Here is a 26039-nt window from a genome sequence, read left to right on the forward strand (position 1 = left end):
ATCGGCGAGGCCATCACTGTCGAGGTCACCGGCACCCTGGCGGGACACACCACGACCGTGAAGACTTCGTCGCCCACTGCTGCGGTGACCGCGGCTCCGGTTCCCCCGGTCACCGGGACGACGCCGACGATCAACGGAACGCCTCAGGTCGACCAGGTCCTCACCGCGACACCGGGAACGTGGGGGCCGTCCGGGGTGGCGCTCGCCTACCAGTGGTTCGCCGGTGCCGACGAGATCACCGGCGCGACCAACCCGACCTACACGCCTGTCACCGGTGACATCGGGGACGCCATCACCGTCCAGGTCACCGGCACCCTGGCCGGACACACCACGACCGTGAAGACCTCCTCGCCCACCGCTGCGGTGACCGCCGCTCCCCTGCCCCCGGTCACCGGGACGACACCGAGGATCACCGGCACCGCGCGCACCGGCTCCACGCTGACGGCGGTCCCGGGCGCCTGGGGACCTGCTGGTGTCCACCTGACCTACCGCTGGTTCGCCAACGACACGGTGATCGCGGGAGCACGGTCCAGCACGTTCAAGCCGCGCAACACCGAGGCCGGCCGAAGGATCACCGTCGAGGTGACCGGCACGTCACCGGGAGTCGCCGCCGTCACGAAGCGGTCGGCGCCCACCGCCACCTCGATCGGCGTCCTGACCCCGACTGCCGTCACGATCACCGGGACCCGCAAGGTGGGCAGGACCCTGAGCGCGAGCACCGGGTCCTGGGGGCCCAAGCCGGTCGCGCTGAGCTACCGCTGGTACCGCGACGGGAAGCTGATCCCCGGACAGGTCCGACGCACCTACAAGCTCCGCAAGGCCGACAAGGGCAAGCGGATCTCGGTGCGCGTCTACCAGAGCAAGACGTCCTACCTGACCGCCAACCGGGTGAGCGCGAAGACCGGGAAGATCAAGTAGCCGTACGGATCGCGCCGGCCCGGGCGACGAGCCGATCGACCGCGGGGACCAGCTTCTCCTCGACGGCGACCATCCCGGCACGCTCCTCCCGGCGGAGCCGGCGTACCAGGTCGGCCGTGGCCGGTTCCCGGATCGCGACCAGCGTCATCCACTCTCGGGCCACGACCGCGTCGTGGTGCTCCCCGAGTAGCTCCTGGACGGACCGCATCGCCTTGTCGAGCCCGGAGCGCTGCTCCGCGGCCACGTCCAGCACACCGGTGACCGCCCGGGCAACCTTCACCTGCTTCCGTTGGTCGTGCAGCAGGCGCGCACGCCGGCCCGGCGGGAGGTCGGTAGCAAGGGCCGCCGGCAGGTCGGCGCAGAGGTCGTCGAGCGTCCGCATCGCCAGTCGCCGGATCTCGAGGTCGAGGTAGATCTGCGGCGCGGTCGGCACCTGGAGGTGCAGCCGGCCCAGCGCGAGCAGCAGGAGGTCGGTGCGCTCGTCGGCGAGGGCCGCTCCGGCCGCAGCTGCTGCCTCGTCCGCCCAGCAGGCCAGGTGGTCGGCGAGGACCACGGCCGCGGCACGCTCCTCGGCTGCCTCCAGGCGCCCGCCCAGTCGCTCGCCGGCGACCTCCGCGTCTCGGGTCGCGGCCAGCTGCCGGGCGAACCAGCGCAGGTCCGTACCGAGCTCGGGCGGGAGGTCCGCCAGCACCGGTCGGAAGACGGTCAGCGTCGCCCGCAGTCTGCGCAGCGCGACCCGGGCGTCGTGGACCGCTCCCAGGTCGACCCGCAGCTCGGCGACGGCGGCACGCACTGCCACCACCTGGTCCTCGACGAGCCGACCCAGGGGTACCCGTGACACCCCCGCGCCGGGGTCAGGCAACCTGCTGTTCCACCTTCTCCAGCGCAGCGCGTTCGACCAGGATCTCCACGAAGTCGCGGATCGGGGCCCCGTCGAACTCGTGGTACGCCGCGTCGACCTGGGCCTTGATGGTGGTGATGTCGATGCTCGGGTGCCGCGCCTTCAACCGGGCCGCGACCTGCTCGAGCGCTTGTGCCTCATCCTTGGACGCCATGACTCATCATCGGCATCGTCCCGCTCCACGACAAGTGAACGGTTGGTGAACAATCCAGAGGCTCAGTCGGCCGCCGGGACCTTCCCGGAGATCAGGGGCAGCGCCCAACGGGCGTCCGGATCGGCCTCGACCAGCAGTGCCTTGAACAGCAGGCTCAGCGGGACCGCGAGCAGTGCCCCGAGCGGGCCGACCGCCCAGGCCCAGAAGACCAACGAGATGAAGGTCAGCGTCGCCGAGAGGCCGACGGCGTCACCGACGAACCGGGGCTGGATCACCGACTGGATCACGAAGTTGATCACCGAGTAGATGATGACCACCGCGATCATCAGGCCCGGGCCGCCGTCGAGGAGCGCGATCACCGCCGGCGGGACCACCCCGATCACGAAGCCGACGTTCGGGATGAAGTTGGTGACGAACGCCAGCACTCCCCAGATGAAGGCGCCGGGCACACCGATGATCAGCAGCGCGCCGACATCGACCACGGCGACGATGAACCCGAAACCGGCCGAGACCGCCATGTAGCTGCGGGTGCCGCTCGCGAAGCTGGCCAGGCCCGCCACCACGTCGGGCTTGTGGTCGGCCAGGGTGCCGACGACCTTCATCGTCGGCGCCGCGTCGAACGCCAGGAAGAGCAGCAGGGTCATGATGAAGAAGATGTCCGAGAGGACGCCCAGGATGCCGCTCAGGATGTCCGTGGCGACGCCCACCAGGCTGCCGACGTCGAAGGAGTCCTTGATCGCGTTGACCTGGTCGCTGCCGACACCCCGGTCCTGCAACCAGGCCGTCACGTCGGTGACGTAGCCGTTGATCTGCGGGGTGTAGTCGGGCACCAGTACCGCGAGCCGCCCGACCGAGATCACCAGGGCCAGGGTCACCAGGATCATCAGCGCGTAGACCGAGAGCAGCAGGATCACCGAGGCCAGCCACCCCGGCACGTGGTGCTTCACCAGCCACACCCGCACGGGGTAGACCGTGATGATCAGGACCAGCGCCAGGAAGGCAGGGCCGACGATGCCGGCGACACCGCGCAGGCCGGCCAGCGCGATCGTCAGCGCAGCCAGCCCGACGAGGACGCTGAGCGCCCGGGGTTGAAGTCGTTCCATCGCCGGCTCCTCGGGTGTCGGTGAGCGTCGAACGTACTGCATCACCTGGTCGCGCTCACCGGCCGGTGCGCTCCAGCAGGGTCAGCACCTCGACGTGCTCGGTGTGCGGGAACATGTCGAAGAGCCGGGCGCGTCGTGGAACGAGGCTCGGCATCCGGGCCAGATCGCGGGCCAGCGACTCGGGGTTGCAGCTGGAGTAGAGCACCTGGCGGACCGTCGAGGCCTCCAGCCAGTCGGTCAGCTCGGTACCGATCCCGCGGCGAGGCGGGTTCACGACCACCAGGTCCGGCGGCGGGCTGTCCAGTGCGTACGCCGTCGCGTCCGCGACCACGAACTCCGCAGCGGCCCCGGCGTCGACCGCGCTCTCCTGGGCGCTCCTGATCGCCTCGGCGCTCGACTCGACGCCGATCACCCGGCGCCCCGGCCCGGCCAGGTGCAGCGCGAAACCGCCGACCCCGCAGTAGAGGTCCCAGACCGCCTCCGTCCCGAGGTCGGCGACCCAGCTCCGGGCGTCCCGGTAGAGCGCCGCCGCCACGGTGGTGTTGGTCTGGAAGAAGCTCCTGGTGCGCAGCTGCAGGTGGACGTCGTTGACCGGCATCGGCAGCGCGTCCGCCTCGGTGAGCAGGATCTCGTCCGCACCCTCCAGCACCGCCTTGTGCTCGGGCTGGAGGTTCACCGAGACCACGAGCAGACCGGGCAGGGTCTCGAGCAGCCACGGCAGGTGCTTCCGGATCCGGGTCACCGGCTCCTGCGAGCGGGCCACGAACCGGAGCATCAGCCGGCCGGTGGGCGCGGCGGTCAGGATCACCAGCTTCAGCTCACCGCGTCGCGCGGCCACGTCGTACGGCGGCAGCTTCGCCCGGGTGACGAACTCGGCGACGACCGGGAGCGCGTCCGTGATCGCCGGCACGTAGAGGCCGCAGTCGCGCAGGTCGACCCCCGCGCCGGACTCCCCCAGGATGCCCAGCCGCGGTGCGTCGGCGGTGCCGGTGACGACCATCTTGGCCTTGTTGCGGAACGCCTGCTCGGGACCGCGGAACGGTACCTCCCAGACCAGTCCCGCGGGGGTCTGGAGCAGCGCCTCACTGCGTGCCTGCAGCGCGGCGACCTGGTCGTCGTACGGGCGGGGCAGCCAGCTGCAGGAACGGCAGCGGCCGGCGTCGTAGTGGTCGCAGTCCATCGGAGCTCAGAAGAGCGGAGGGATCTCGCCGGCGAGCATCGCCTCGACCTCTTCGGTCGTCCAGGTGGGCCGCAGGTCACCGGACCCGCTGGTCGCCAGCCAGCCGACGCCCGGCTCCAGCACCCGGACCACCTTGGCCGGCACACCGGCGATCACGGCGTGGTCGGGGATCTCGCCGCGTACGACGGAGCCGGCACCGACGACCACGTTCCGCCCGATCTGCGCGCCCGGGAGCACGATCGCGCCGTGCCCCAGCCAGCTGCCCGACCCGATCGAGACCGGCTGCTTCGGACCGAGCTGCTGCCCGATCGGCGTGCTCGGATCCTGGTAGCCGTGGCTGGCGTCGGAGACGAAGACGTTGCGGCCGAACCAGACGTCGTCGCCGATCGTGATCGACTCGTGCGCGGTGAGCGTCGCCATCGCGCCGATCACGCAGCGATCGCCGATCACCAGGCCGCGTGCGGGGAGGTCCACCTCGTCCGGGGAGTACCCGACGATCAGGTTCGAACCGGCGCCGATCAGGGTGTCCTCACCGATGTGGATCGCGCGGTGCCCGTAGACGGCGGCCGGCGGGTAGGAGAAGTAGCTCCGCGCCCCGAAGGTGCCGAACTTGTCCGCTTCCGCCGTACCGGGCACGATCGCGCCGGCCTCCAGCACCCAGCGGCGGGCGGCATGGACGGCGCGGTTGCGCAGGCGACGGGACCAGGACACGGGCGGAGATTACCGCTTCGCGCCGGTGCGCACAGCACCGCAGGCGCTAAAGTCCGACCCGCTGGTGCGACAGCCGCCCTTGTCGATCTGCGCCGGCAGCAAAGGACGGGTCGTGCGCACCGAGCACCGCAACACCTCCGCGCCTACCCGGTGGGGGCGCGTGCTGCCGTGGGCGCTGGGACTGCTCGCCGCCCTCGTGCTCACCGAAGCCTGGCGCCAGGTCGGGCACCCCTACATCGCCCACGACGACTGGGGCTTCCTGCTCCCCGTCGATGCGGCGCGACGCGACGCGATGCTCGATCACGTCCTGGCCGAGGGGCGCTGGCTCAACTACCTGTGGTGGCTCGGGCCCGGGCACCTGCTCACCCCGGTGACCGCGGTGCTGCTCTTCGGGACCGCCTACCTGACCTTCGTCGCCGGCGTCGCCCGACGGTGGGCGCCGGGCTGGCTCGGCCTGCCGGTCGCGCTGGCGTTGTTCTCCTCCCCGATGATCGCCGACCTCTGGCTCTGGCCGGCCACCCTCGGGCCCTCGATGCTGATCACGGCCGTGGCCGCCCTCACGGTCTCCCGCTGCGCGCGACGCCCCCAGCTGCTCCGCGCCTGGGTGGTGCTCGCTACCTTCCTGGCGTTCCTGAGCTATCCCCCGGCGGCCCTCGTGATCCTGGTGATCGTCGTGGTCGAGCTCGTCGACCGCAGCCTGCGCGAGCTGACCGGGATCACCGTCGTCTTCGGACTTGCCTACGTCGCCAGCGCGCTGGTCGTCTTCACGCTGAACCAGATCGCCTTCGGCACCTTCGGCATCGAGCCGATGGCCTGGCGGCGCCCGAATCCGCTGCACGACCTGGGCGATGTCGGCCAGAACCTGCGCACGTACGCCGACAGCGTCGGCGAGCTCGTCGGCAGCACGACGATTCCGATCGCGCTCGGCGCCCTGGGCGTCGCCGTCTGTCTCGCACTGCCGCGGTTGCGCGCCCGCGGCCTGCGCCTCGTGCTGCTCGTCGTCGCCCTCCTCGGGGTGCAGGCCGCAACCACGATCGCGAGCGGCACCTTCACGCCGTACCGGTCCAACGCCTGGCTCTGGCTGCTCGTGGTCGTTCCGTTCGTCTGGATCGCCCGGGAGACGAGCGCACGTCAATGGGGCCGCGCGGCCGCGGTGGTGGCGCTGGTCGTCGTCGGCTCCTGGGGTATCCGGTACTGGCAGGCCGCCGTCGAGTACTCCCAGGACCGGCGCGAGCACTACCAGCGGATCGAGGACCGGGTGGTGGCCGAGGCCCGGAAGGCGCCGTACGACGCCATCTACCTCCTCGGCAGCGAGGAGGACTGGCGCCGGGGCCTGTTCCGCCAGGAGACCCAGTACCTCAGCGAGAAGACCCGCGCCGACCACGGGATCACGCTGCTCGGGTGTCACCCGCCGTCCTGCCGGCTCGGCTCGAGACCGAGCGTGGTCGCCCGCATCGCGGCCGGCCGCCACGTGATGCGTACCGGTGACTACATCGTGGTGGTCCCCTCCGCGGCTCGCCACCGGTGACGGGTGTTCTGAGAACTCTGCCGGTCCCTGGTCGTAGTTTGGGTGCATGAGTGCTGCTGTCATCGACGTGCAGGGGCTGGTCAAGGAGTTCGGTGCCTTCCGAGCCCTCGACGGCCTCGATCTCTCGGTCGCTCCCGGCGAGGTGCACGGGTTCCTGGGCCCGAACGGCGCCGGCAAGTCGACGACCATCCGGGCCCTGCTCGGCCTGCTGCGGATCGACGGCGGCACCGCGTCGGTGTTCGGCCTGGACCCCTGGCGCGACACCGTCGCGATCCACCGACGGCTGGCCTACGTGCCGGGCGACGTCGCTCTCTGGCCGAACCTGACCGGTGGCGAGACGATCGACCTGCTGACCCGGATGCGGGGCACCAAGCCGGACCCGGCCCGTCGGGGCGCGTTGCTCGAGCTGTTCGCGCTCGACCCGACCAAGAAGGGGCGGGCCTACTCGAAGGGGAACCGTCAGAAGGTCGCCCTGGTCGCCGCGTTCTCCGCCGACACCGATCTGCTGATCCTCGACGAGCCGACCTCCGGACTGGACCCGTTGATGGAGCAGGTGTTCAACGACTGCGTGGCCGATCACACCGCACGCGGCGCGACCGTCCTCCTCTCCAGCCACATCCTCAGCGAGGTCGAGCGGCTCGCCGAGCGGGTCACGATCATCCGGGACGGCCGGGCGGTCGAGACCGGGTCCCTCGCCGAGCTGCGACACCTGAGGCGCACCAGGATCCGGGCCGAGGTGAGTGCAGCGGTCCCCGACCTCGGCGGCCTCGACGGCGTCCACGACCTCGGCGTCGAGGGCCGGTGGATCAGCTGCTCGGTCGACCCCGACGCCCTGGAGAAGGTGCTCACCGCGCTGACCGGCGCTGGCGTGGTGTCCCTGACCAGCACGCCGCCGACCCTGGAGGAGCTCTTCCTCGACGCCTACCGGACCGATCCGGAGCGGACGCCGTGACCAGCGGCACGCTCGCCGGTACGACGCTCCTGGTCCGGCACTCGTGGCGACGGGACCGGGTGCTCGCGTCGCTCTGGGGACTGGCACTCGTCGCGGTCGCCTACGCCTCTGCCGCCGCCACCTCCTCGCTGTACCCGACCGTGCGCGACCAGGTCGCCGCCGCCGAGGCGATCAACGCCAGCCCGGCGATCGTCGCGCTGTACGGGCCGATCCTCGACGTCACCAGCCTCGGTGAGCTGGCGATGACGAAGATGACGGTCCTGTACTCGGTCTTCGTCGCGGCGCTGTTCGTCGTCCTGCTCCGCCGGCACACCCGGGTGGAGGAGGAGTCCGGACGTGCAGAGCTGCTGGGCGGCACCGCGATCGGCCGGGACGCACCGCTGGCCTCGGCGGTGGTCGAGTCGAGTGCCATCGCGGTGGCGATCGGCCTCCCGACCGCCGCCGTCAACGTCGCCGGAGGCCTCCCGCTCGCCGGGTCGCTGGCATTCGGCGCCGGCTGGATCGGGATCGGCCTCGTCGCGATCGGTATCGGGGCGGTCGCCTCCCAGGTCTCCGCCAGCGCCCGGACCTGCGGCGCGGCGGCGGCCGGGGCGATCGGCGCGGCGTACCTGCTCCGTGCCGTCGGCGACACCTCCGTGCACTGGCTCAGCTGGGCGACGCCGTTCGGGTGGTCGACCCAGCTCCGGGCGTACTCCGACCCGCGCTGGTGGGTGCTCGCCCTCTACGCCGTCCTGGCGGTCGCACTGCTCACCGGCGCGCAGGCGTTGCGAAGCCGGCGCGACCTGGGAAGCGGCCTGGTCGCCGCGCGCCCGGGGCCGGCCGACGCGGCGCCGGGACTCACCGACGCCCTGGCGCTCGCCCTGCGCGTGCACACCCCGACGATCGCGGTCTGGAGTGCGGCGACCGCCGTCCTGGGCGCAGTGCTCGGCGCGATCGTGCCGAACGTCGGCGACCTCCTCGACTCGGAGGCCGCCCGCGAGGTGGTGGCCCGGCTGGGCGGCGACGGTGCTGTCGAACGAGCACTGATCGCTGCGGAGCTCTCGATCGTGGCGATCGCGGTCAGCTGCTTCGGCATCGCCGTGATCGCGCACGGCGGCGCGGACGAGCAGGCGGGCCGCACCGAGCTGGTGCTGGCCACCGGTACCTCACGCGCGCGCTCCTTCGGCGCCACCCTGCTGGTCGCGCTCACCGGCGCGACCTGGCTCCTGGCCGTCTCCGGGGCCGCTGTCGCCCTCGGCTACGGGATCGTGGGCGGCGACGTCGGCGACACCTTCGGCGAGATCCTCCCGGCTGCGCTCGCCCAGGCGCCCGCTGCCTGGGTGGTGGTGGCGCTGGCCGCCCTCGCCTTCTCCGTCCGGGCGTCCTGGACCGTGGCCGGGTGGGGAGCGGTGGCGCTCTTCGTCACGCTCGGCCAGGTGGGCGAGCTGCTCGGGCTGCCGGCCGTGGTGCTGGGGCTCTCGCCGTACACGCACACGCCGTCGATGCCGGTCGAGGCCTTCGCCGTGGTCCCGGAGATGGTGCTGACCGCGATCGCGGCGGCACTCCTCGGCGTCTCCTGGATGCGGTACCGCACCCGCGACCTCGGCTGACCGGTCAGCTCAGACGGTGCCGGTCTCCTCCTCGCGCAGCCGGGGCTCGGTGCGGTTCTCCGGCTTGATGCCGTGCTTGTCGGCGTAGAAGGCACGGACGAAGTCCATGTCGGCGACCAGGTCGCCGGACGGGTGGAAGGTCGGCCCCATTCCCAGGTTCCGGGTCGGACCGTCGACGAAGCCGAGGGTGATCGGCAGTCCGGTCTGCTGGGAGATCCGGTAGAAGCCGGCCTTCCAGTACTCCCCCTTGCCGCGGGTGCCCTCGGCGGCGATCGCCAGCAGGAACGCGTCGCTCCCCTCGGCCTCCGCCAGCAGCGCCCGGATCGCGGCGCCCGGGTTCTCCCGGTCCAGCGGGATGCCACCGGTCGCCCGCAGGATCACTCCGGCCGGCCCCTTGAAGTACGTGTGCTTGATCAGCACCTGCGGCCGGACCCCGTTGCTCCAGGCCATCAGCACGGTGACCAGCCAGTCCCACTGGGACGTGTGCGGGGCTCCCACCAGGATGCCGCTCTCGGGAACGCTCCCGACCAGCTTCCACCGGGTGAGCTTGAGAACGGTTCGGGCGAGGGCGGGACGGATCCTCATCGTGCGGGCCACGGGTCTCCTGCTCAGGGTGGGTGAAGGGTGAGCGTAGTGCGTGCCCCGGTGCGCAGCGTCAGCCGTCCCGCCACGCCCTCGCGGAAGCGCTCGACAGCGGGCGGGTTCTGGTGAACCCGATCGTGTACGCCGAGGTGTCGCTCGGCTTCGACCACGTCGAGGACCTCGACAACGCGATGCCTGCGAGCCAGTTCCTCCGAGAGCCCCTTCCCTACGCCGCAGGTTTCCTGGCGGGCAAGGCGTTCCTCGCGTACCGGCGTCGCGGAGGGTCGCGCCCGACGCCCCTTCCGGACTTCTACATCGGAGCGCACGCGGCTGTCGGCGGCTACCGGCTGCTGACCCGCGACGACAAGCGGTACCGGACGTACTTCGCCGGGCTGGAGCTCGTCACCCCCGGCGGCTGAGCACGGTCCCGGCAGGCTCTACCCCCGTGGTCGAGCCTGCCGAGACCCCTACCCCCGTGACCGCCGGGTCGCCCGGGGAAGGTCGTCGAAGATCGCGGCCAGGTAGTCGACCGGGTCGGACTCGTCGGCGCGCCAGACGGCGATCGGCGTGCCGTCCGCGCTCGCCAGGGTGTCCGGGGACGCCTTGGCCGGCCGTCGGTCGGCACTGATCTGGTCACGCCGCATGCTCGCCTCCAACCGTGGTGAACCTGTCCGGGTAGCGCGTCGCCCGGGCGGAAGGGGGATAAGACTCCGACCGGGCGACGCGCAGTAGATCTCCCGGTGAACTGACGATCCCGGTCCCGAGATCCGACGCGGGCCGGCCTAGCTGGCCTAGACCAGCTCAGGGAACGGGCAGCGGCGGCAGCGTGACGGCGACGTCCGGGAGCGGCACCCGGTCGAGAACAGGCGCGTCCAGGACGTCGAGCTCACGGGTCAGCCGGGTCTCGGGCAGCTCGACCGGGACGACAGCGGTGCGTCCGGGGAGCGGGTCCTGCCGCAGGCTGACGGAGGGACACCCGGCGCCGGTCACCGAGCCGACGGCCGGTGCGACCAGCTCCGGGACCGTCGCGAGGCTGATCCCCGCCAGCGCCGTCGGTACGACGGACGGGAGCAGGTCGGCGCCCGCTGCGCAGGTCGGCGCGACCACCGCTGGAGTCACCTGCGACGCCGCCTTCACCCGGTGCGGAGCCGATGCCTTCACCCGCGCCTTCCGCAGCACGGTCGGCGTCGGCGCGACCTGGACGCGACTCGTTCGGACCGTGCCGTCCGGTTCCGGCTGACGCTCGCCGACGTCCACGGCCAGCACCGTCGCGGCTACCGCCCCGGCGACTGCGGCGGCGACCCCGTACCGGAACCCAGCGCTCGCGAGCCGGACGGACTCGAGCACGCCCATCCGGGCCGACTCCGAACCGGCGAGCACCAACCCGATCGCGGCCGGTCCCAGCAGCGCGCCGAGCCTGGTGTTGATCGCGCTCAGCTCGCGGTATCCCTCGGCGCAGTGCGCGCACCCGCGCAGGTGCTGCCAGACCTGGCGGTCGTCGGCGGTGCGCCGGTTCCGGCCGCGCACGGTGGCGGCCAGGCTCCGGTGCACCTCGGCGCACTCCGGGTCGCAGCCCGGGAGGGCGTGCTCGGTCAGGTAGCGCTGGCGGAGCGCCTCCAGCGCGCGGGCCTTCAGCGCGTAGACCGCCGACGGGGCGATTCCGAGCTCGGTAGCGACCTGGTCGCCCGGCCGTCCCTCGACGAGGGTTGCCCAGAGCACCTGGCGCCAGCGGTCCGGAAGCCCTCGGAACGCCCGGCCGACCAGCGCCGACTCGGTCACGTCCGGAGTCTCGGCCACCAGCCGCAGCACCCGGTCGTCGTCCAGCTCGACCGGGGTGCCGGTCCTCCGCTGGCGGCGCAGCGCGGTGGTGTGCAGGTTCCGGATCGTCGTCGCCACGTACGCCCGGACCACGTCGGTCGGACCGGCCCCGCGCGCGATCGCCGCGAAGACCGTGGCCATCGCCTCGGAAGCCAGGTCCTCGGCGTCCCCGGTGTCGGCCGCGACGAACCGGGCGACCGCGAGCGCGGAGGGCCAGCTGCGTACCCAGAGCACGGCAGCGGCATCCGGGTCGCCGGCGCGGGCCAGCGCCAGCAGCCGTCCGTCGTCGTACGTCTCCAGCGACTCGTGCCGAACCAGCACCGCATCACCCCCCGGTCGATGTCTCCGGCGCCGCCACGATCGACTGCCTGAGGGAAAGACTAAGCGCAGGACACCGCCGGTGTCTCAGCCTGCGAAAGCCCGGGCCCGGACGATCCGCTCCCGCAGCTCGGCGAGCTGCTCGGCGACCCGGACCGGGGCCGTGCCGCCGCGGCCGGTGCGGGACGAGACGGAGCCCTCGACGTTCAGCACCGCGCGGACGCCCGGCGTCAGGTTCGGGTCGATCTCGGCGAACTGGGCGTCGGTGAGCTCGTGCAGCTCGATACCGAGCTCCTCGCACCGCCGGACGCAGGCGCCGGCGACCTCGTGCGCGACCCGGAACGGGACGCCCTCGCGGACCAGCCACTCGGCGATGTCGGTCGCGAGCGAGAAGCCCTGCGGCGCCAGCTCGGCCATCCGGTCGGTGTCGAAGGTCAGGGTCGCGACCTGGCCCGCGAACGCCGGCAGCAGCACCTCCAGGGTGTCGACGGCGTCGAAGACCGGCTCCTTGTCCTCCTGCAGGTCGCGGTTGTACGCCAGCGGCAGCGCCTTCAGGGTCGCCAGCAGTCCGGTCAGGTTGCCGATCAGCCGACCGGCCTTGCCGCGCGCCAGCTCGGAGATGTCCGGGTTCTTCTTCTGCGGCATGATGCTCGACCCGGTCGAGAAGGCGTCGTCGAGGGTGACGAAGCCGAACTCCTTGGTGGCCCAGAGGATGACCTCCTCGGCGATCCGGCTGACGTCGACGCCGATCATCGCGGTCACGAAGGCGAACTCGGCGACGAAGTCCCGGGCCGCCGTACCGTCGATGGAGTTGGCGACCGAGCCGGTGAACCCGAGCTCGGTCGCGACCTGCACCGGGTCCAGGCCGAGGCTCGACCCGGCCAGCGCACCGGCACCGTACGGCGACTCCGCGGCGACCCGCGCGTCCCAGTCGGCGAGCCGGTCGACGTCGCGCAGCAACGGCCACGCGTGCGCCATCAGGTGGTGGCTCAGCAGGACGGGCTGGGCGTGCTGCAGGTGCGTCCGACCGGGCATGATCGCGCCCTGGTGGCTCTCGGCCTGGGCGGCGAGCGCGTCGACCAGGGTGAGCACCTGGTCGGCGATGATCCGGGCGTGGTCGCGCAGGAAGACCTTGAACAGGGTGGCGATCTGGTCGTTGCGGCTCCGGCCGGCGCGGAGCTTGCCGCCGACCTCGGCGCCGATCTCGGCGACCAGCAGCCGCTCGAGGGCGCCGTGCACGTCCTCGTCGCTCGGGTCCGGGTGCAGCTCCCCCGCGTCGTACCGGGCACCGAGGACGTCCAGCCCGCGCTGGAGCTCGGCGTGGTCCGCGTCGGTGAGCAGTCCGGCGGCGTGCAGGGCGCGCGCGTGCGCCCGCGAACCGGCCAGGTCGTACGGCGTCAGCCGCCAGTCGAAGTGGGTGCTCCGGGACAGGGCCTCGAGCTCCGGGCTCGGTCCCCCGGCGAAGCGACCGCCCCAGAGCTTGCCGTGGCCGGTCTTGCCTTCGTTCGTCATGAGTCCTCGATCGGGGTCGCGCGGTCGGTCAGTGGTCGGGGTGGTTGCCGTTGGCCAGGTCCAGCAGCCGCTGGGCGAGGATCTCGCCGCCGTCGGGATCGCGCGAGATCACCATCACGGTGTCGTCGCCGGCGATGGTGCCGAGCACCGCCGCCAGCTCGGCCTTGTCGAGCGCCGAGGCCAGGAAGTTGGCAGCGCCCGGAGGCGTGCGGAGCACCACCAGGTTGGCGGAGGCGTCGGCCGAGACCAGGAGCTCGGCGCAGAGCCGGGCGAGCCGCGCCTCGGAGGCGGCCGTCTCGCGTCCGACCACCGGCGTCCGGTCGCCGCCCTCGCTCGGAACCGCGTAGACCAGGGCGCCGGAGGCGAGCCGGACCTTGACGGCGTCGAGATCGACCAGGTCGCGGGAGAGCGTCGCCTGGGTGACGATCACCCCGGCCTCGGCCAGCCGGTCGGCCAGCTCGGTCTGCGAGCGGATCTCCCCGGTGGCCAGCAGCTCGATGATCCGCTGCTGGCGGGCGCTCTTGGTCAGCGGGATCGACGGGTGCCCGGTCATCGTCGCTCCCCCAGCCAGGTCAGGATCGCCTTCTGCGCGTGCCGGCGGTTCTCCGCCTCGTCCCAGATCACGCTCCGCGGACCGTCGAGGACCTCTGCCGTGATCTCCTTGCCCCGGTACGCCGGCAGGCAGTGCAGCACGATCGCGTCCGGCGCGCCCTGGGCGAGCAGCTCCTCGTTCAGCTGCCAGGGCCGGAACACCTCGGCACGGTCCGCCGACTCGGTCTCCTTGCCCATCGAGACCCAGGTGTCGGTGATCAGGACGTCGGCGCCGTCGCTGGCCTTGCGGGGGTCGGCGACCACCGCCGCCGATCCGCCGGTCGTCGCGGCGATCTCCTGCGCACGCGCCAGGATCCCTGCCTCGGGCTCGAAGCCGTCCGGGCCGCTGACCCGGACGTGCATCCCCGCGGCGGCACCGCTGAGCAGGTAGGAGTGGCCCATGTTGCAGGCGGCGTCCCCGAGGAACGTCATCGTCAGGCCCGCCAGCGTCCCCTTGTGCTCGCGGATCGTGAGCAGATCGGCCAGCGTCTGGCACGGATGGAACTGGTCGGTCAGCGCGTTCACGACCGGGACCCCGGCGTGCGCCGCCATCTCCTCGATCCGGCTCTGGTCGTGGGTGCGCCAGACGATGGCGCTCGCCTGCCGGCCGAGCACCCGGGCGACATCGGCGATGGACTCCCGGGTCCCGATCTGGGCCAGGTTGCCGTCCACCACCATCGGGTGGCCGCCCAGCTCGGCGATCCCGGCCACGAACGACGCCTGGGTCCGCAGGGTCGGCTTGTCGAAGATGATCGCCACCGTCTGCGGGCCGGCGAACGGCTTGCTCGCGTACGGCGCCGCCTTGAGCGCCGCGGCCAGGTCCAGCACCTCGACGAGCTCGGCCGGCGACAGGTCGTCGTCGCGCAGGAAGTGCCGGGTCATGACACGTCTCCCGGGAAAGCCGCGTCGAGGATCGAGGGCCAGGCCGCCAGGAACGCGTTCGCGTCCTCGTCGGTCAGCACCAGCGGCGGCGCGATCCGAATCCGCTCCGGCGTCGGGTTGTTCACGATGAAGCCCGCTGCCTGGGCGGCCGCGGCCACCTCGGCACTGAGCGACGCGGACAGCGTCAGGCCGATCAGCAGACCGACGCCCCGGACCTCCGTCACCCGCGGGTCGGCAGCGAGGCCGTCCCGGAGCTTCTGGCCGAGCACCGCGGTGCGCTCGAGCAGCCCCTCGGCCTCGATCACGCCGATCACCGCCAGCGCAGCGGCGCAGGCAACCGGGTTGCCGCCGAAGGTGGTGCCGTGGTTGCCGGGCTCCAGCAGGGTCGCCGCGTCGCCGAGCGCGAGGCACGCGCCGATCGGGAAACCGCCGCCGAGGCCTTTCGCCACCGTGACCAGGTCCGGCGCGACCCCCGGGTCGTTCGCGGCCGCGAACCAGGCTCCCGCCCGGCCCATCCCGGTCTGGATCTCGTCGAGCCAGAGCAGCGCCCCGTGCTCGGCAGTGATCCGCCGGGCCTCGGCCAGGTAGCCGTCCGGCGGGACCAGGACACCGGCCTCCCCCTGCATCGGTTCCAGGATGACGGCAGCGGTCTCGTCGGTGACCGCGGCCGCGAGGGCCTGGGCGTCGCCGTACGGGACGAAGGTGACGTCGCCGGGCAGCGGCTCGAAGGGACCCCGGTAGGCGGCCTTCGCGGTCAGCGCCAGCGCTCCCATGGTCCGGCCGTGGAAGGAGCCCTCGGCGGCGACGATCCGGGTCCGCCCGGTACGCCGGGTCACCTTGAAGGCGGCCTCGTTGGCCTCGGCGCCGGAGTTGGTGAAGAAGACCCTGCCCGATCCGGACGTCGAGCCTGTCGAGACGAGCTCCAGCAGCTTCTCGGCGAGCTCGACCTGCGGCTCGGAGAGGAACAGGTTCGAGATGTGCCCGAGGGTCTGCAGCTGCCGGGTGACCGCCTCGACCAGGGCGGGGTGCCCGTGGCCCAGCGCGTTCACCGCGATACCGCCGAGCAGGTCGACGTACTCGTTGCCCGCGTCGTCCCAGACGTGCGCACCCGCACCCCGGACCAGGGCGAGCCTGGGCTGGCCGAAGGTGTTCATCATCGCTTGGGCGTAGCGCCCCTGGAGATCGCTCATGAGGTGGCCTTGGCCTTCCTGATCTTGGTGACGACGCCGGGCAGCACCTGGGTGCCCACGCCCTCGTCGGTGAAGAGCTCGAGCAGGACGGCGTGCGGCTCCCGGCCGTCCACCACGGACGCCCGCGGCACGCCGCCGTTCAGTGCGGCCAGGCAGGCGGACATCTTCGGGACCATCCCGCTGGCCAGGCTCGGCATCAGCTCGGCCAGCGCCTCCGGGCTGATCTCGCCGATCACGTCGTCGCTGTCCGGCCAGTCCCGGTAGAGGCCCTCGACGTCGGTGAGCACCAGCAGCTTCTCGGCACCCAGCGCGGCGGCCAGGGCGGCAGCGGCGGTGTCCGCGTTGACGTTGTGGATGGCGCCGTCCTCGTCCGGCGCGACCGAGGAGATTACCGGGATGCGGCCGGCGTCGATCACGTCCTGGACCGCTTCGGGGCGGACCGAGGCGACCTCGCCGACCAGACCGAGGTCCACCTCCTCGCCGTCGATCACGACGCTGGTCTTCTGGGCGGTGAACAGGCCGCCGTCCTCACCGGAGAGCCCGACCGCCAGCGGGCCGTGCTGGTTGATCAGGCCGACGAGCTCACGCTGCACCTGACCGACGAGCACCATCCGGACCACGTCCATAGCCTCGTCGGTGGTCACCCGGAGACCGCCCTTGAACTCGCTCTCGATGCCGAGCCGGTCGAGCATCTCGGAGATCTGCGGTCCACCGCCGTGGACGACGACCGGCTTGAACCCGGCCATCCGCAGGAACACGATGTCCTCGGCGAAGGCCTTCTTCAGGCCCTCGTCGACCATCGCGTTGCCGCCGTACTTCACCACCACGATCTTGCCGTGGTACGCCTTCAACCAGGGCAGCGCGGCTGCCAGGGTCTCCGCCTTCGCCGGCTCGACGGCTGGCCTCATCTCGTCTCCGCTCGTCGCGCTCATGAGCTGTACGCGCTGTTCTCGTGCACGTAGGCGTGGGTCAGGTCGTTGGTCCAGACCGTCGCCCGCTCGGTGCCCGCCTTGAGGTCGATCGTCACCGACACCTCCCGCGCCGTCAGGTCGACACCGGCCGGGTCGGCGTCCGGGGTGGACTTCCGGCAGACCCAGACGCCGTTCATCGCCACGTCCAGGTCGGCCGGGTCGAACGCCGCCGCGGTGGTGCCGACGCTGGCCAGCACCCGGCCCCAGTTGGGGTCCTTGCCGAAGACGGCCGCCTTGAAGAGGTTGCTCCGCGCCACGCTCCGGCCGACCTCGACGGCGTCGTCCTCGGAGGCCGCGTTGAGCACGGTGATCGCGATCTCGTGGTCGGCGCCCTCGGCGTCCTTGAGCAGCTGCATCGCCAGGTCGGTGCAGACCTGGGTCAGCGCGTGCGTGAAGTCGGCCGCGGTCGGCGTGATCCCGCTGGCGCCGCTGGCCATCACCGTGACGGTGTCGTTGGTCGACATGCAGCCGTCGGAGTCGAGCCGGTCGAAGGTGACCCGGGTGGCGGCCCGCAGCGCCGCGTCCAGCTCCGCCGCCGGTACGACGGCATCGGTGGTGATCACCACGAGCATGGTGGCCAGCTGGGGCGCCAGCATGCCGGCGCCCTTCGCCATCCCGCCGATGCTCCAGCCGGCCCCCTCGACAAGAACCTGCTTGGCGACGGTGTCGGTGGTCATGATCGCCTGGGCAGCGTCCGCTCCGCCGTCCGCGCTGAGAGCGGCGACGCAGGCGTCGACCCCGTCGAGGAGGTTCTGCCGCGGATTGGCCAGGCCGATCAGCCCGGTCGAGCAGACGACCACGTCGATCGCACCGATCCCCAGGCCGGAAGCGACCTGCTCGGCCACGGCGTGCGTGGTCTGGAAGCCCTCGGCACCGGTGTAGCAGTTCGCACCGCCGGAGTTGAGGACGACGGCCTTGACGACGCCGTCCTTGACGACCTCCTGGCTCCACAGCACCGGGTTGGCCTTGCACCGGTTCGCGGTGAAGACGGTGGCGGAGTCGAAGGCGGGGCCCTGGTTGACCACCAGGGCGAGGTCCTTGCCGCCGGAGCTCTTCAAGCCGGCGGAGACACCGGTGGCGACGAAACCGGCGGGATGGGTGACAGACATGGGTTCAGCTCTTTCGGATCGGTGCTACTTGACGACGGGGGCGAGGGTGACGGTGTGCCCTCGTCGTCGCCAGGCCTCGGCCGCCTCCTCGGCCTGCTCCGTCGGCACCAGGATCCAGTCGGTCGGGTACGTCGAGACGGTGAAGACGCTGATCTCCGCCTCCGCCAGCGGCGCCAGCAGGCCGTGCAGCACGCCGGTCATCGTGAACTCCAGCGTCTGCGCCACCGCGAACGCGGTGAACGGACCTTCCTTCTGGACCTTCTTCGGCGCGGACCGGCCCGCGCAGACGAGCGTGGTCTCCGTCGCGGTCGCGATGACCGCGAACAGCGACGCCGACTCGGCCCACTCCGGGATCTCGGCGCCGACGGGCAGCGAGGCCACGATCAGCTTCTCCGGGTACTGGTGGAGCGTGAAGGTCTGCGGGGTCTCGCTCATGGCGCCACTCCTACGGTCGAGAGGCCGGTGGCCTCGGGGAGCCCGAGCGCCAGGTTCATGCACTGCACCGCCGCGCCGGCGGTGCCCTTGGCGAGGTTGTCGACCGCACCGATGACGACCACCCGCTGCGCGGCCTCGTCCAGCGCCACCTGCAGGTGCACGCTGTTCGAGCCGTGGACCGCCTTGGTAGCCGGCCACTGACCGGCGGGCAGCAGGTGCACGAACGGCTCCTCGGCGTACGCCTTCTCGTAGGCGGCCCGGAGGTCGTCGAGCGTGGTGCCGTCGACCACCGGAGCGGTGCAGGTCGCCAGGATGCCCCGCGGCATCGGCACCAGCAGCGGGGTGAAGCTGACCCGGACGACCTCGTCGGTGAGCCGGGAGAGGTTCTGGACGATCTCCGGTCCGTGCCGGTGGACGCCGCCGACCCCGTACGCCGAGACGCTGCCCATCACCTCGCTGCCGAGCAGGTGCGTCTTCGCGGCCTTGCCGGCGCCGCTGGTGCCGGACGCGGCGACGACCACCAGGTCGCCGGGGTCCGCCAGACCGGCCGCGATCGCCGGTGCCAGGGCGAGCGAGGAGACCGTCGGGTAGCAGCCGGGGACGGCGATCCGCCGGGCGCCGGTCAACGCTGCCCGGTTCCCGGGGAGCTCCGGGAGGCCGTACGGCCAGGATCCCGCGTGCGGGGTGCCGTAGAACTTCTCCCAGACCGCCGCGTCGGTGAGCCGGTAGTCGGCACCGCAGTCGATGATCACCACGTCGTCGCCGAGCTCGGCCGCGTACTGCGCGGACTGGCCGTGCGGCAGCGCCAGGAAGACGACGTCGTGGCCGGCGAGGACCTCGGTCGTAGTCTCCTCGAGGATCCGGTCGGCAAGCGGGACCAGGTGGGGCTGGAGTGACCCGAGGGACTCCCCTGCGTTCGCGCCGGCGGTCACGGCGCCGATCTGCACCCCGGGGTGGCCCAGCAGCAGACGCAAGACTTCCCCGCCCGCGTACCCGCTGGCGCCGGCGACGGCGACCTTGATCGAACTCATATGCATGACTATACATAAGCATGCATGTTTCCGCGAGACGGGTGTCCGGGAACGGCCTCCGACCAAGGGGACACTAAACTTCGCCGCACCCGCACCGGCGACCACAGGACATCAGAGTTGGCAGGCAGCCACCGCGCACCGCGCCCCCAGCAGTCTTCGCGCGTGTCCCGGCGTGCGGTGCTGATCGCCGTCGTCGTCGCCCTGGTGCCGGCCCTGGTCTTCAGCGTGCAGCGCCTCCTCGACGACGACCCTGCCGGGGCCAGGACTCCGCGGACCGAGCTGCCGATCCCGTCCGTCGGCACCCCGTCCAGCACACCGTCCGGCACCCCGACCAGTACGCCGTCCACGCCGGCTGCGACCCCGACCAGGACCGCACGCATCAACACCGCGGGTCTCCCCCGGGTGGCTCCGGACCCGCCCCGCCGGCTGCTCTCGGCGGGACTGCTCGACGTCGGCTTCGACAATTCCGTCGAACCCCGCAACGGCACCTTCCGGGCGGCGTCGACCGCCGAAGCCGCCCGCTGGGGCTCCCGCGGCACGCCCGGCAATCCGGCGACCGACACGGTCTACGTGATCGGCAAGACGAACTCCCGCGGAGTCAGCGCGTTCGACACCCTGCCCCGCATCAAGGTCGGCGCGAAGATCGTGATCAGGACCGACAACGGCGACCTGACCTACACCGTGCGGACCGTCGGGACCCGCGCCGCGTCCGGACTGGCCCGCAACGCCGGGATCGCGGCGAAGACGCCCGGCCGGCTGATCCTGATCGGGGTGCGTTACGACAACGCGCAGAACCTCACCGGCCAGGCCGTGGTCGTCACTGCGGACCTGACCGGCGCCGCTCGCCGCTAGGGTTCAGCGCTGCACGGCGCCGTGCCGCTCGGCCGCCAGCGCCACCGCGGCACCGCGGGCCTCGCCGGTCTCGGCCTCGGTCAGGGTGCGGTCGGGGGCCCGGAACCGGAGTGCGAACGCCAGCGACCGGTGTCCGGCCTGAACCTGCTCGCCGGTGTAGATGTCGAAGAGCCGGACCGACTCGCAGAGCGCACCCGCGCCCTCCCGCAAGGTCTGCGCGACGTCCTCAGCCGGAACCTCGACGGGCAGCAGCAGCGCGACGTCCTCCTTCGCGACCGGGAACGTCGAGAACTCCGGTCCGGGGACGACCGCAACTGCGTGCGCGAGCAGCGTCGACAGGTTGACCTCTGCCACGGCGGTGCGCTCCGGTACCCCGGCTGCCTTGCAGACCCGCGGGTGCAGCTCTCCGGCGTACCCGATGCTGAGGTCGCCCAGGAAGAGCTCGGCACAGCGTCCGGGGTGCCACGGTGCCTGGTCGCCGGCACGGACGGTCACCTCGATGCCCAGGGCAGCGGCGACCTCGCGGACCGCCTCGACCGCGTCGGCCCACTCGGCCTTGCGGCCGGGCCCCCACCAGCCGGCCGTGTCCCGGTCCCCGGTGAGGGCGAGCGCCAGGTGCAGCGGCTGGTCCGGGAGGGCTTCGTTCAGCTCGTCCCACTCGCTCGGCGTCGGACGACGGTCGACCGGCAGGATCGGGGCGACGGCGCCGACCCGCGGAAGCGTGACCGTGGCCGCCTCGAACAGCGCCAGGTCGCCGTTCCCGCGACCCAGGTTGCGGGCGAGCGCCTCCAGCGCCCCCGGCAGCAGGGTGGTGGCCATCAGCGGAGCCTCGGCCGAGAGCGGGTTCGCCAGCCGCAGCGCCGTACGACGGGCATCGTCCGCCGGCAGGCCCAGGGTGTCGAAGGCGGTCTCGCCGAGGAACGGGAAGGTCAGCACCTCCACGAAGCCGGCTCCGGCCAGGGTGCGACCGACCCGGCGGCGGAACAGCTGCTCCTGGGTCAGGCCGCGTCCGGCCGGTGCCGGTGGCAGCACCGAGGGGACGTTGTCGTAGCCGACGATCCGGGCGACCTCCTCGACGAGGTCGAACGGGTCGGTGATGTCCGGGCGCCACGGCGGCGGGACCACGGTCAGCCGGTCGGTGCCGGTGACCTCGCAGCCGACGGCCAGCAGGTTGTCGACGACGGTCTCGGCCGGGATCTCCATCCCGGTGATCCGGGCCGGCAGGCCGGCCTCCATGGTCACGGTCGGCTGCTCGGGCGCGACGCCGATCTTGGTCACGCCGGGCTCGGCAGTGCCGCCTCCGTGCGCCACCAGGAGCTCCACGACACGGTCAGCGGCCGCCTCGGGAATCGTCGGGTCGACGCCGCGCTCGTTGCGCTTGCCGGCCTCCGAGGTGAGCTTGTGGCGCTTGCCGGTGCGGAACATCGAGGTCGGGTTCCAGGACGCGACCTCGACCAGGATCCGGGTCGTCGTCTCCGACATCTCGGTGGTGGACCCGCCCATCACCCCGCCCAGGCCGATCGGCCCGGTGTCGTCGGTGACGACCAGGTCCTCGGACGCGAGCGTTCGCTCCGCCCCGTCGAGGGTGGTCAGCCGCTCGCCTTCGGTGGCACGCCGCACCCGGATCGGTCCGGCCAGCTTGTCGGCGTCGTACCCGTGGATCGGGTGACCGAGCTCGAGCATCACGTAGTTGGTGACGTCGACGGCCAGCGAGATCGGCCGCATCCCGGCCAGCTGGATCCGCCGCGCCATCCACCGCGGCGTGGGCGCGGCCGGGTCGAAGCCGGACACCGTCCGTGCCACGAAGACCGGGCAGCCCGCGGGGTCGTCGACGACGACCGGGTAGCCCTGGTCGTTCGGCGCCGGTGTCTCCCGCAGGGCGGGGTCCGCGTACGGCGCCTCGAAGGCCAGCGCCGCCTCACGAGCGACACCTCGCAACGAGAGCGCGTAGGCGCGGTCCGGGTTGATCTCGAACTCGATCACCTCGTCGTCGAGGTGCAGCAGCTCACGGACCTCGTCGCCGGGCTTGCCGGCGTCCGGGGGCAGCACGATGATGCCGTGCGCGCCGTCGTCGCCGAGGCCGAGCTCGGCCGACGAGCAGATCATCCCGGCGGAGAGGTGCCCGTAGGTCTTCCGCTCGGAGATCTCGAAGCCACCGGGCAGGACGCCGCCGGGCAGGACCACTACGACCAGGTCGCCGGGCGCGAAGTTGTGCGCGCCGCAGACGATCCCCTGGGGCTCGCCGGTGCCGTTGGCGTCCGCGACGTCTACGGTGCACCAGTTGATCGTCTTGCCGTTCTTCTGCGGCTCGGGGTCCATCGTGAGGACGCGGCCGATCACCAGCGGGCCGGTGATGTCGGCACCCGGGCGCTCCAGCGCCTCGAGCTTGAGTCCGAGCGCGGTCAGCCGGGCGGCGAGCTCGTCGGTGGTCGCTGCGGCAGGCAGGTCGACGTACTCGCGGATCCAGGAAACGGGGGCTTTCATGTCAGATCTCCGTTCCGAAGGCGCGGGAGAAGCGGACGTCGCCCTCGAAGAACGAGCGCAGGTCGCCGACTCCGTGGCGGAACATCAGGGTGCGGTCGATGCCCATCCCAAACGCGAAGCCGGTGTAGCGCTCCGGGTCGACGCCGCAGGCGGTGAGCACCCGCGGGTTGACCACGCCGCACCCGCCCCACTCGATCCAGCCCTCGCCGCGGCAGGTGCGGCAGGCACTCTCACCGGACTCGGCCAGGCCGCTCCCCCGGCAGACGAAGCAGATCAGGTCGACCTCGGCGCTCGGCTCGGTGAACGGGAAGTACGACGGCCGGAAGCGGGTGGTGATGCCCTCGCCGAAGACGGCCTGGGCGAAGTGGTCCAGGGACCCCTTGAGGTGCGCCATCGTGATGCCCTCGTCGACCACCAGGCCCTCGACCTGGTGGAACATCGGGCTGTGGGTGGCGTCGTACTCGTCGGTGCGGAAGACCCGGCCCGGGCAGACCACGTAGATCGGCGGCGTCCGGGTCAGCATGGTGCGCGCCTGCACCGGCGAGGTGTGCGTGCGCAGCACCACGTTGTTCTCGGCGGGCTCGGTCCAGAAGGTGTCTTGCATCGTCCGCGCCGGGTGGTCGGCGCCCAGGTTGAGCGCGTCGAAGTTCAGCCACTCGGCCTCGACCAGCGGGCCCTCGGCGACCTCCCAGCCCATCGCGACGAAGATGTCCGCGATCCGCTCGGACATCATCGTGATCGGGTGCCGGGCCCCGCGCGGCGACCGGTCCCACGGGACCGTGACGTCGACGGTCTCGGTGAGCAGCATCCGCTCCTCGGCCTCGGCCTCCAGCACCTCCTGGCGGGCGGCCAGGGCCTGGTTGACGGCGCCGCGGACCTGTCCGACGCGCATCCCGGCGTCCTTCTTGGCCTGCGGCGGCAGCGCGCCGATCTCGCGGTTGGCGAGACCGAGCGGCGAGCGGTCGCCGGCGTGCTCGGTCCGGACCTGCTTGAGAGCGTCCAGGTCCGCGGCCGCCTCGATCGCCTGCAGCGCCGCGTCGCGCATCGCAAAGACCTGCTCCTCCCCGAGCGGGGTGACCTGCACGGGATCGAAGGAGTTGTTGGGCGCTGACATGACGGCCTCTCGTGACGCGGGGGTGACAACGGAGCAGTCTAGAGGCCGGCGCCGGCCCGACGAACCGGTTTCAATTCCGGCGGTCCGCGGCGGGCCAGTCGACCACGATCCGGGCGCCGCCACCGGGAGCGTCCTGGATCCGCAGCTCACCGCCGTGCACCCGGACCAGACCGTTGACGATGTACATCCCCAGCCCGGATCCGCCCCGGGTGCCGTGCTTCCAGAACTTGGTGAACACCCGGGCGCGGAGCGCCTCCGGGATGCCCGAGCCCTGGTCGTCTACGGTGAACCGGGTGCCCAGCGGACCGTCGTCGACGGTCACGGTGACCGGCCCCTCGCCGTGTCGGACCGCGTTGTCGACCAGGTTGGTGAGCACCTGCACCAGCTTGTCCGGATCCGCGAAGACAGCAGCCGTGCCGCCGGGCGCGACGATCGTGATGCTCCTGCTGGTGCTGGCCCGGACGGAGGCGACCACCCGCTCGATCGTCGCCATCGCGTCCATCTCGCGGGGGTAGAGCGGCAGCCGGCCGGTGTCGATCCGGGCGACGTCGAGCAGCTCGGTGATCAGCCGCGACAAGCGCTCGGAATCGGTGGCGACGGTCCTGAGCATCAGCTTCTTCTGGTCGTCGTTGAGCCGCTCCCACTTGCTCAGCAACGTGGTCACGAATCCCTTCACCCCGGTCAACGGCGAGCGGAGCTCGTGGGCCACCGTCGCCACCAGGTCGGAGCGTTCCCGGTCGAGGCGCGCCCGGCCGCGTCCGGAGCGGAGCACCAGCGCGACCCGCTCGACCGGCACGTTCGGCCCGCTGCGCTCCAGGCGGGTGGTGACCAGGACCTCGGTGCCGTCCGGCAGCAGCCAGGACTGCTCGGGGACGCCGGACCGGGTCCCGATGCCGTCGTACGGGCGGACCTGGGCGAACCAGTCGCCGGCGTCCTGGTCCTGCAGGGTGAGCGCGTCGGCCAGCCGGGCGCCCGGTGCGGCCTGGTCCCCCAGCATCCGGCGCGCAGTCGCGTTCACCAGCAGGATCACCCCGGATCCGTCGGCCACGACGACACCGTCAGGCAGCGCATCCCACAGGTCGCGCGCGTCGGAGTCCACGAGTCGAGGCTACCGAGCGTCCGGGTCCGCCCTCACCCGGCGTTGCGCAGGACGAACGTCGTCTCCGGGTTGGTGCCGCCGTCGGGATCGGGAACCGGGCGGGTGTCGACCTCGGCGATGGTGTCCTCGAGCGCTACCGGCGCCGGGAGCGTTCGGTAGTCAGGCGATGCCGAGTCGGAGGTCATTCCCCTACGGTGCCACGCGCCTGGGCCGATGCATAGAGGCACACCGCGGCGGCGGTGGCGAGGTTCAGGCTCTCGGCCCGGCCGTAGATCGGGATCGAGACCCGGTGGTCGGCAGCGGCCGCGATCTCGGCGGGCAGGCCCCACGCCTCGTTGCCGAAGAGCCAGGCGACCGGTCCGGCGAGCAGGTCGCCGGCGGCGAACAGGTCGGTCTCCCCGGAGCCGTCGGCGGCGAGCACCCGGTACCCCGCCGCCTGGGCCGTGGCGATCGCCTCCAGCACGTCGATCCCGGTAGCGATCGGCACGTGGAAGAGGGAGCCGACGGTCGCCCGGACGGTCTTGTCGTTGTACGGGTCCACGCTGCTGCCGGCGAGCACGACCGCGCCCACCCCGGCGGCGTCCGCCGTACGGATGATGGTGCCGGCGTTGCCGGGGTCCCGTACGTCGGCGCAGATCACCACGGTGCGCCCGGTCAGGACGACCTCGACCGGGCGGTCGACGTACCGGCAGACGGCGACGACGCCCTGCGGGGCCTGGGCACCGGCCAGGGACGCGACCGCGTCGTCGGTGGCGGGCTGCCAGGGGAGCCCCGCTTCCTCGACCGCGGCCCGGAGCTCGGGCTCGGCCGCGGTGGCCGCCACGGTGGCGAAGACCTCGACGACGCAGCCGGGCAGCTCCAGCGCCTCGACCAGGGCCTTGGTGCCCTCGGCCAGGAAGAGCCGGACCTCGGCCCGGGAATTGCGACGGGCGAGCTTCCTGGCCGCCTTCACCCGGCCGCTGCTGCTGGTGAGCAGAACAGCGTCGGAGAGGTCGGTCGGGAAGCTCGCCACGTC

At 72.2% G+C, this 26039-nt stretch carries 27 protein-coding genes; 6 read left to right on the forward strand and 21 right to left on the reverse strand.

The window, feature by feature from the left end; all coding sequences use genetic code 11:
- Positions 1–918 (forward strand): hypothetical protein (locus EFK50_RS22090; RefSeq protein WP_221177298.1); only part of this gene is annotated, 918 nt, incomplete at its 5' end.
- Here EFK50_RS22090 and EFK50_RS05820 read toward each other — a convergent pair.
- From EFK50_RS05820 to EFK50_RS05840, 5 genes are all read right to left on the reverse strand, one after another.
- Positions 911–1759 carry a CHAD domain-containing protein gene (locus EFK50_RS05820; protein ID WP_425454375.1) on the reverse strand — a complete coding sequence of 283 codons (849 nt, stop codon included), beginning with the start codon at positions 1757–1759 and terminating at the stop codon, positions 911–913. The two genes, EFK50_RS22090 and EFK50_RS05820, sit on opposite strands and share 8 nt — an antisense overlap.
- Positions 1760–1772: 13 nt before the next feature.
- A complete protein-coding gene (locus EFK50_RS05825) occupies positions 1773–1973 on the reverse strand; it encodes a three-helix bundle dimerization domain-containing protein (RefSeq protein WP_123226644.1) in 201 nt (66 codons plus the stop codon).
- A gap of 62 nt (positions 1974–2035) precedes the next feature.
- Entirely contained in the window at positions 2036–3076 is a 1041-nt protein-coding gene (locus EFK50_RS05830; protein ID WP_123226645.1) for an AI-2E family transporter, read from the reverse strand.
- 55 nt (positions 3077–3131) lie between these two features.
- Positions 3132–4256 carry a 23S rRNA (uracil(747)-C(5))-methyltransferase RlmC gene (gene rlmC / locus EFK50_RS05835; protein WP_123226646.1) on the reverse strand — a complete coding sequence of 375 codons (1125 nt, stop codon included), beginning with the start codon at positions 4254–4256 and terminating at the stop codon, positions 3132–3134.
- Between the two features lie 6 nt (positions 4257–4262).
- The gene (locus EFK50_RS05840) at positions 4263–4967 is read right to left on the reverse strand and encodes an acyltransferase (RefSeq protein ID WP_246004055.1); all 705 of its coding nucleotides are present in this window, start codon (positions 4965–4967) and stop codon (positions 4263–4265) included.
- Between the two features lie 112 nt (positions 4968–5079).
- Here EFK50_RS05840 and EFK50_RS05845 point away from each other — a divergent pair, with 112 nt between their 5' ends.
- Genes EFK50_RS05845 through EFK50_RS05855 form a run of 3 tightly spaced genes read left to right on the forward strand, consistent with a single transcriptional unit; the run spans position 5080 to position 9036 of the window.
- The gene (locus tag EFK50_RS05845) at positions 5080–6495 is read left to right on the forward strand and encodes a hypothetical protein (protein ID WP_123226647.1); all 1416 of its coding nucleotides are present in this window, start codon (positions 5080–5082) and stop codon (positions 6493–6495) included.
- Between the two features lie 46 nt (positions 6496–6541).
- Positions 6542–7447 (forward strand): ABC transporter ATP-binding protein, encoded by a 906-nt coding sequence (locus EFK50_RS05850; protein WP_123226648.1) that lies wholly within the window; start codon positions 6542–6544, stop codon positions 7445–7447.
- Complete coding sequence (locus EFK50_RS05855; RefSeq protein ID WP_123226649.1) at positions 7444–9036, forward strand: ABC transporter permease; 1593 nt, start codon at positions 7444–7446, stop codon at positions 9034–9036. The genes EFK50_RS05850 and EFK50_RS05855 overlap by 4 nt, the downstream gene beginning before the upstream one ends.
- 9 nt (positions 9037–9045) lie before the next feature.
- Here the strand turns inward: EFK50_RS05855 and EFK50_RS05860 are convergent, their stop codons facing one another.
- Complete coding sequence (locus EFK50_RS05860; RefSeq protein ID WP_246004056.1) at positions 9046–9633, reverse strand: 1-acyl-sn-glycerol-3-phosphate acyltransferase; 588 nt, start codon at positions 9631–9633, stop codon at positions 9046–9048.
- Positions 9634–9743: 110 nt separating this feature from the next.
- Between EFK50_RS05860 and EFK50_RS05865 the strand changes: the two genes are divergently transcribed.
- Positions 9744–10037, forward strand: a complete 294-nt coding sequence (locus tag EFK50_RS05865; protein ID WP_183407697.1) for a type II toxin-antitoxin system VapC family toxin — start codon at positions 9744–9746, stop codon at positions 10035–10037.
- Between the two features lie 48 nt (positions 10038–10085).
- On the opposite strand, the gene EFK50_RS22095 is transcribed toward EFK50_RS05865, so the two are convergent.
- The 10 genes from EFK50_RS22095 to argC all read right to left on the reverse strand — a co-directional run bounded on the left by EFK50_RS22095 (position 10086) and on the right by argC (position 19481).
- The gene (locus tag EFK50_RS22095) at positions 10086–10262 is read right to left on the reverse strand and encodes a hypothetical protein (protein WP_183407698.1); all 177 of its coding nucleotides are present in this window, start codon (positions 10260–10262) and stop codon (positions 10086–10088) included.
- Positions 10263–10419: 157 nt separating this feature from the next.
- Positions 10420–11757 carry an RNA polymerase sigma factor gene (locus tag EFK50_RS05870; protein ID WP_183407699.1) on the reverse strand — a complete coding sequence of 446 codons (1338 nt, stop codon included), beginning with the start codon at positions 11755–11757 and terminating at the stop codon, positions 10420–10422.
- 84 nt (positions 11758–11841) lie between these two features.
- Positions 11842–13266: an argininosuccinate lyase gene (argH, locus tag EFK50_RS05875; protein WP_123226651.1), complete on the reverse strand. Its 1425-nt coding sequence runs from the start codon at positions 13264–13266 to the stop codon at positions 11842–11844.
- 28 nt (positions 13267–13294) lie between these two features.
- Positions 13295–13819, reverse strand: coding sequence for an arginine repressor (locus EFK50_RS05880; protein ID WP_123226652.1), 525 nt, complete (start codon positions 13817–13819; stop codon positions 13295–13297).
- Positions 13816–14739, reverse strand: coding sequence for an ornithine carbamoyltransferase (gene argF, locus EFK50_RS05885; protein WP_123226653.1), 924 nt, complete (start codon positions 14737–14739; stop codon positions 13816–13818). The genes EFK50_RS05880 and argF overlap by 4 nt, the downstream gene beginning before the upstream one ends.
- Positions 14736–15929: an acetylornithine transaminase gene (locus EFK50_RS05890; RefSeq protein WP_123226654.1), complete on the reverse strand. Its 1194-nt coding sequence runs from the start codon at positions 15927–15929 to the stop codon at positions 14736–14738. Before EFK50_RS05890 ends, argF begins: the two co-directional genes overlap by 4 nt.
- A complete protein-coding gene (gene argB / locus EFK50_RS05895; protein WP_183407700.1) occupies positions 15926–16837 on the reverse strand; it encodes an acetylglutamate kinase in 912 nt (303 codons plus the stop codon). The genes EFK50_RS05890 and argB overlap by 4 nt, the downstream gene beginning before the upstream one ends.
- Before the next feature lie 20 nt (positions 16838–16857).
- Positions 16858–18009: a bifunctional glutamate N-acetyltransferase/amino-acid acetyltransferase ArgJ gene (gene argJ, locus EFK50_RS05900; RefSeq protein WP_123226656.1), complete on the reverse strand. Its 1152-nt coding sequence runs from the start codon at positions 18007–18009 to the stop codon at positions 16858–16860.
- 24 nt (positions 18010–18033) lie between these two features.
- The gene (locus EFK50_RS05905; RefSeq protein ID WP_123226657.1) at positions 18034–18444 is read right to left on the reverse strand and encodes an ACT domain-containing protein; all 411 of its coding nucleotides are present in this window, start codon (positions 18442–18444) and stop codon (positions 18034–18036) included.
- On the reverse strand, positions 18441–19481 hold the full coding sequence (argC, locus tag EFK50_RS05910) for an N-acetyl-gamma-glutamyl-phosphate reductase (RefSeq protein WP_123226658.1): 1041 nt from the start codon (positions 19479–19481) through the stop codon (positions 18441–18443). Before argC ends, EFK50_RS05905 begins: the two co-directional genes overlap by 4 nt.
- A 156-nt stretch (positions 19482–19637) precedes the next feature.
- Between argC and EFK50_RS05915 the strand changes: the two genes are divergently transcribed.
- A complete protein-coding gene (locus EFK50_RS05915) occupies positions 19638–20327 on the forward strand; it encodes a sortase family protein (RefSeq protein WP_148046068.1) in 690 nt (229 codons plus the stop codon).
- A 3-nt stretch (positions 20328–20330) separates the two neighbouring features.
- Here the strand turns inward: EFK50_RS05915 and pheT are convergent, their stop codons facing one another.
- From pheT to EFK50_RS05935, 5 genes are all read right to left on the reverse strand, one after another.
- On the reverse strand, positions 20331–22811 hold the full coding sequence (gene pheT / locus EFK50_RS05920) for a phenylalanine--tRNA ligase subunit beta (protein WP_123226660.1): 2481 nt from the start codon (positions 22809–22811) through the stop codon (positions 20331–20333).
- A 1-nt stretch (position 22812) separates the two neighbouring features.
- Entirely contained in the window at positions 22813–23925 is a 1113-nt protein-coding gene (gene pheS / locus EFK50_RS05925) for a phenylalanine--tRNA ligase subunit alpha (RefSeq protein ID WP_123226661.1), read from the reverse strand.
- A gap of 70 nt (positions 23926–23995) precedes the next feature.
- A complete protein-coding gene (locus EFK50_RS05930; RefSeq protein ID WP_123226662.1) occupies positions 23996–25024 on the reverse strand; it encodes a sensor histidine kinase in 1029 nt (342 codons plus the stop codon).
- A 32-nt stretch (positions 25025–25056) separates the two neighbouring features.
- Positions 25057–25209, reverse strand: coding sequence for a hypothetical protein (locus tag EFK50_RS22100; protein ID WP_183407701.1), 153 nt, complete (start codon positions 25207–25209; stop codon positions 25057–25059).
- On the reverse strand, positions 25206–26036 hold the full coding sequence (locus EFK50_RS05935) for a TrmH family RNA methyltransferase (RefSeq protein WP_221177299.1): 831 nt from the start codon (positions 26034–26036) through the stop codon (positions 25206–25208). Before EFK50_RS05935 ends, EFK50_RS22100 begins: the two co-directional genes overlap by 4 nt.
- Positions 26037–26039 lie beyond the last annotated feature (3 nt).

It is taken from the genome of Nocardioides marmoriginsengisoli (genome assembly GCF_003725695.1).
In the GTDB taxonomy this organism is placed as follows: Bacteria; Actinomycetota; Actinomycetes; order Propionibacteriales; family Nocardioidaceae; genus Marmoricola; species Marmoricola marmoriginsengisoli.

What these genes read in the sequence shown, in the direction of transcription:
- rlmC (WP_123226646.1), bottom strand. Translation starts at nt 4,256, where the DNA reads ATGGACTGCGACCACTACGACGCCGGCCGCTGCCGTTCCTGCAGCTGG.
- argB (WP_183407700.1), bottom strand. Translation starts at nt 16,837, where the DNA reads ATGAGGCCAGCCGTCGAGCCGGCGAAGGCGGAGACCCTGGCAGCCGCG.
- pheT (WP_123226660.1), bottom strand. Translation starts at nt 22,811, where the DNA reads ATGAAAGCCCCCGTTTCCTGGATCCGCGAGTACGTCGACCTGCCTGCC.
- argJ (WP_123226656.1), bottom strand. Translation starts at nt 18,009, where the DNA reads ATGTCTGTCACCCATCCCGCCGGTTTCGTCGCCACCGGTGTCTCCGCC.
- EFK50_RS05905 (WP_123226657.1), bottom strand. Translation starts at nt 18,444, where the DNA reads ATGAGCGAGACCCCGCAGACCTTCACGCTCCACCAGTACCCGGAGAAG.
- argC (WP_123226658.1), bottom strand. Translation starts at nt 19,481, where the DNA reads ATGCATATGAGTTCGATCAAGGTCGCCGTCGCCGGCGCCAGCGGGTAC.
- argF (WP_123226653.1), bottom strand. Translation starts at nt 14,739, where the DNA reads ATGACCCGGCACTTCCTGCGCGACGACGACCTGTCGCCGGCCGAGCTC.
- EFK50_RS05850 (WP_123226648.1), top strand. Translation starts at nt 6,542, where the DNA reads ATGAGTGCTGCTGTCATCGACGTGCAGGGGCTGGTCAAGGAGTTCGGT.
- argH (WP_123226651.1), bottom strand. Translation starts at nt 13,266, where the DNA reads ATGACGAACGAAGGCAAGACCGGCCACGGCAAGCTCTGGGGCGGTCGC.
- EFK50_RS05890 (WP_123226654.1), bottom strand. Translation starts at nt 15,929, where the DNA reads ATGAGCGATCTCCAGGGGCGCTACGCCCAAGCGATGATGAACACCTTC.
- pheS (WP_123226661.1), bottom strand. Translation starts at nt 23,925, where the DNA reads ATGTCAGCGCCCAACAACTCCTTCGATCCCGTGCAGGTCACCCCGCTC.
- EFK50_RS22100 (WP_183407701.1), bottom strand. Translation starts at nt 25,209, where the DNA reads ATGACCTCCGACTCGGCATCGCCTGACTACCGAACGCTCCCGGCGCCG.
- EFK50_RS05825 (WP_123226644.1), bottom strand. Translation starts at nt 1,973, where the DNA reads ATGGCGTCCAAGGATGAGGCACAAGCGCTCGAGCAGGTCGCGGCCCGG.
- EFK50_RS22095 (WP_183407698.1), bottom strand. Translation starts at nt 10,262, where the DNA reads ATGCGGCGTGACCAGATCAGTGCCGACCGACGGCCGGCCAAGGCGTCC.
- EFK50_RS05880 (WP_123226652.1), bottom strand. Translation starts at nt 13,819, where the DNA reads ATGACCGGGCACCCGTCGATCCCGCTGACCAAGAGCGCCCGCCAGCAG.
- EFK50_RS05830 (WP_123226645.1), bottom strand. Translation starts at nt 3,076, where the DNA reads ATGGAACGACTTCAACCCCGGGCGCTCAGCGTCCTCGTCGGGCTGGCT.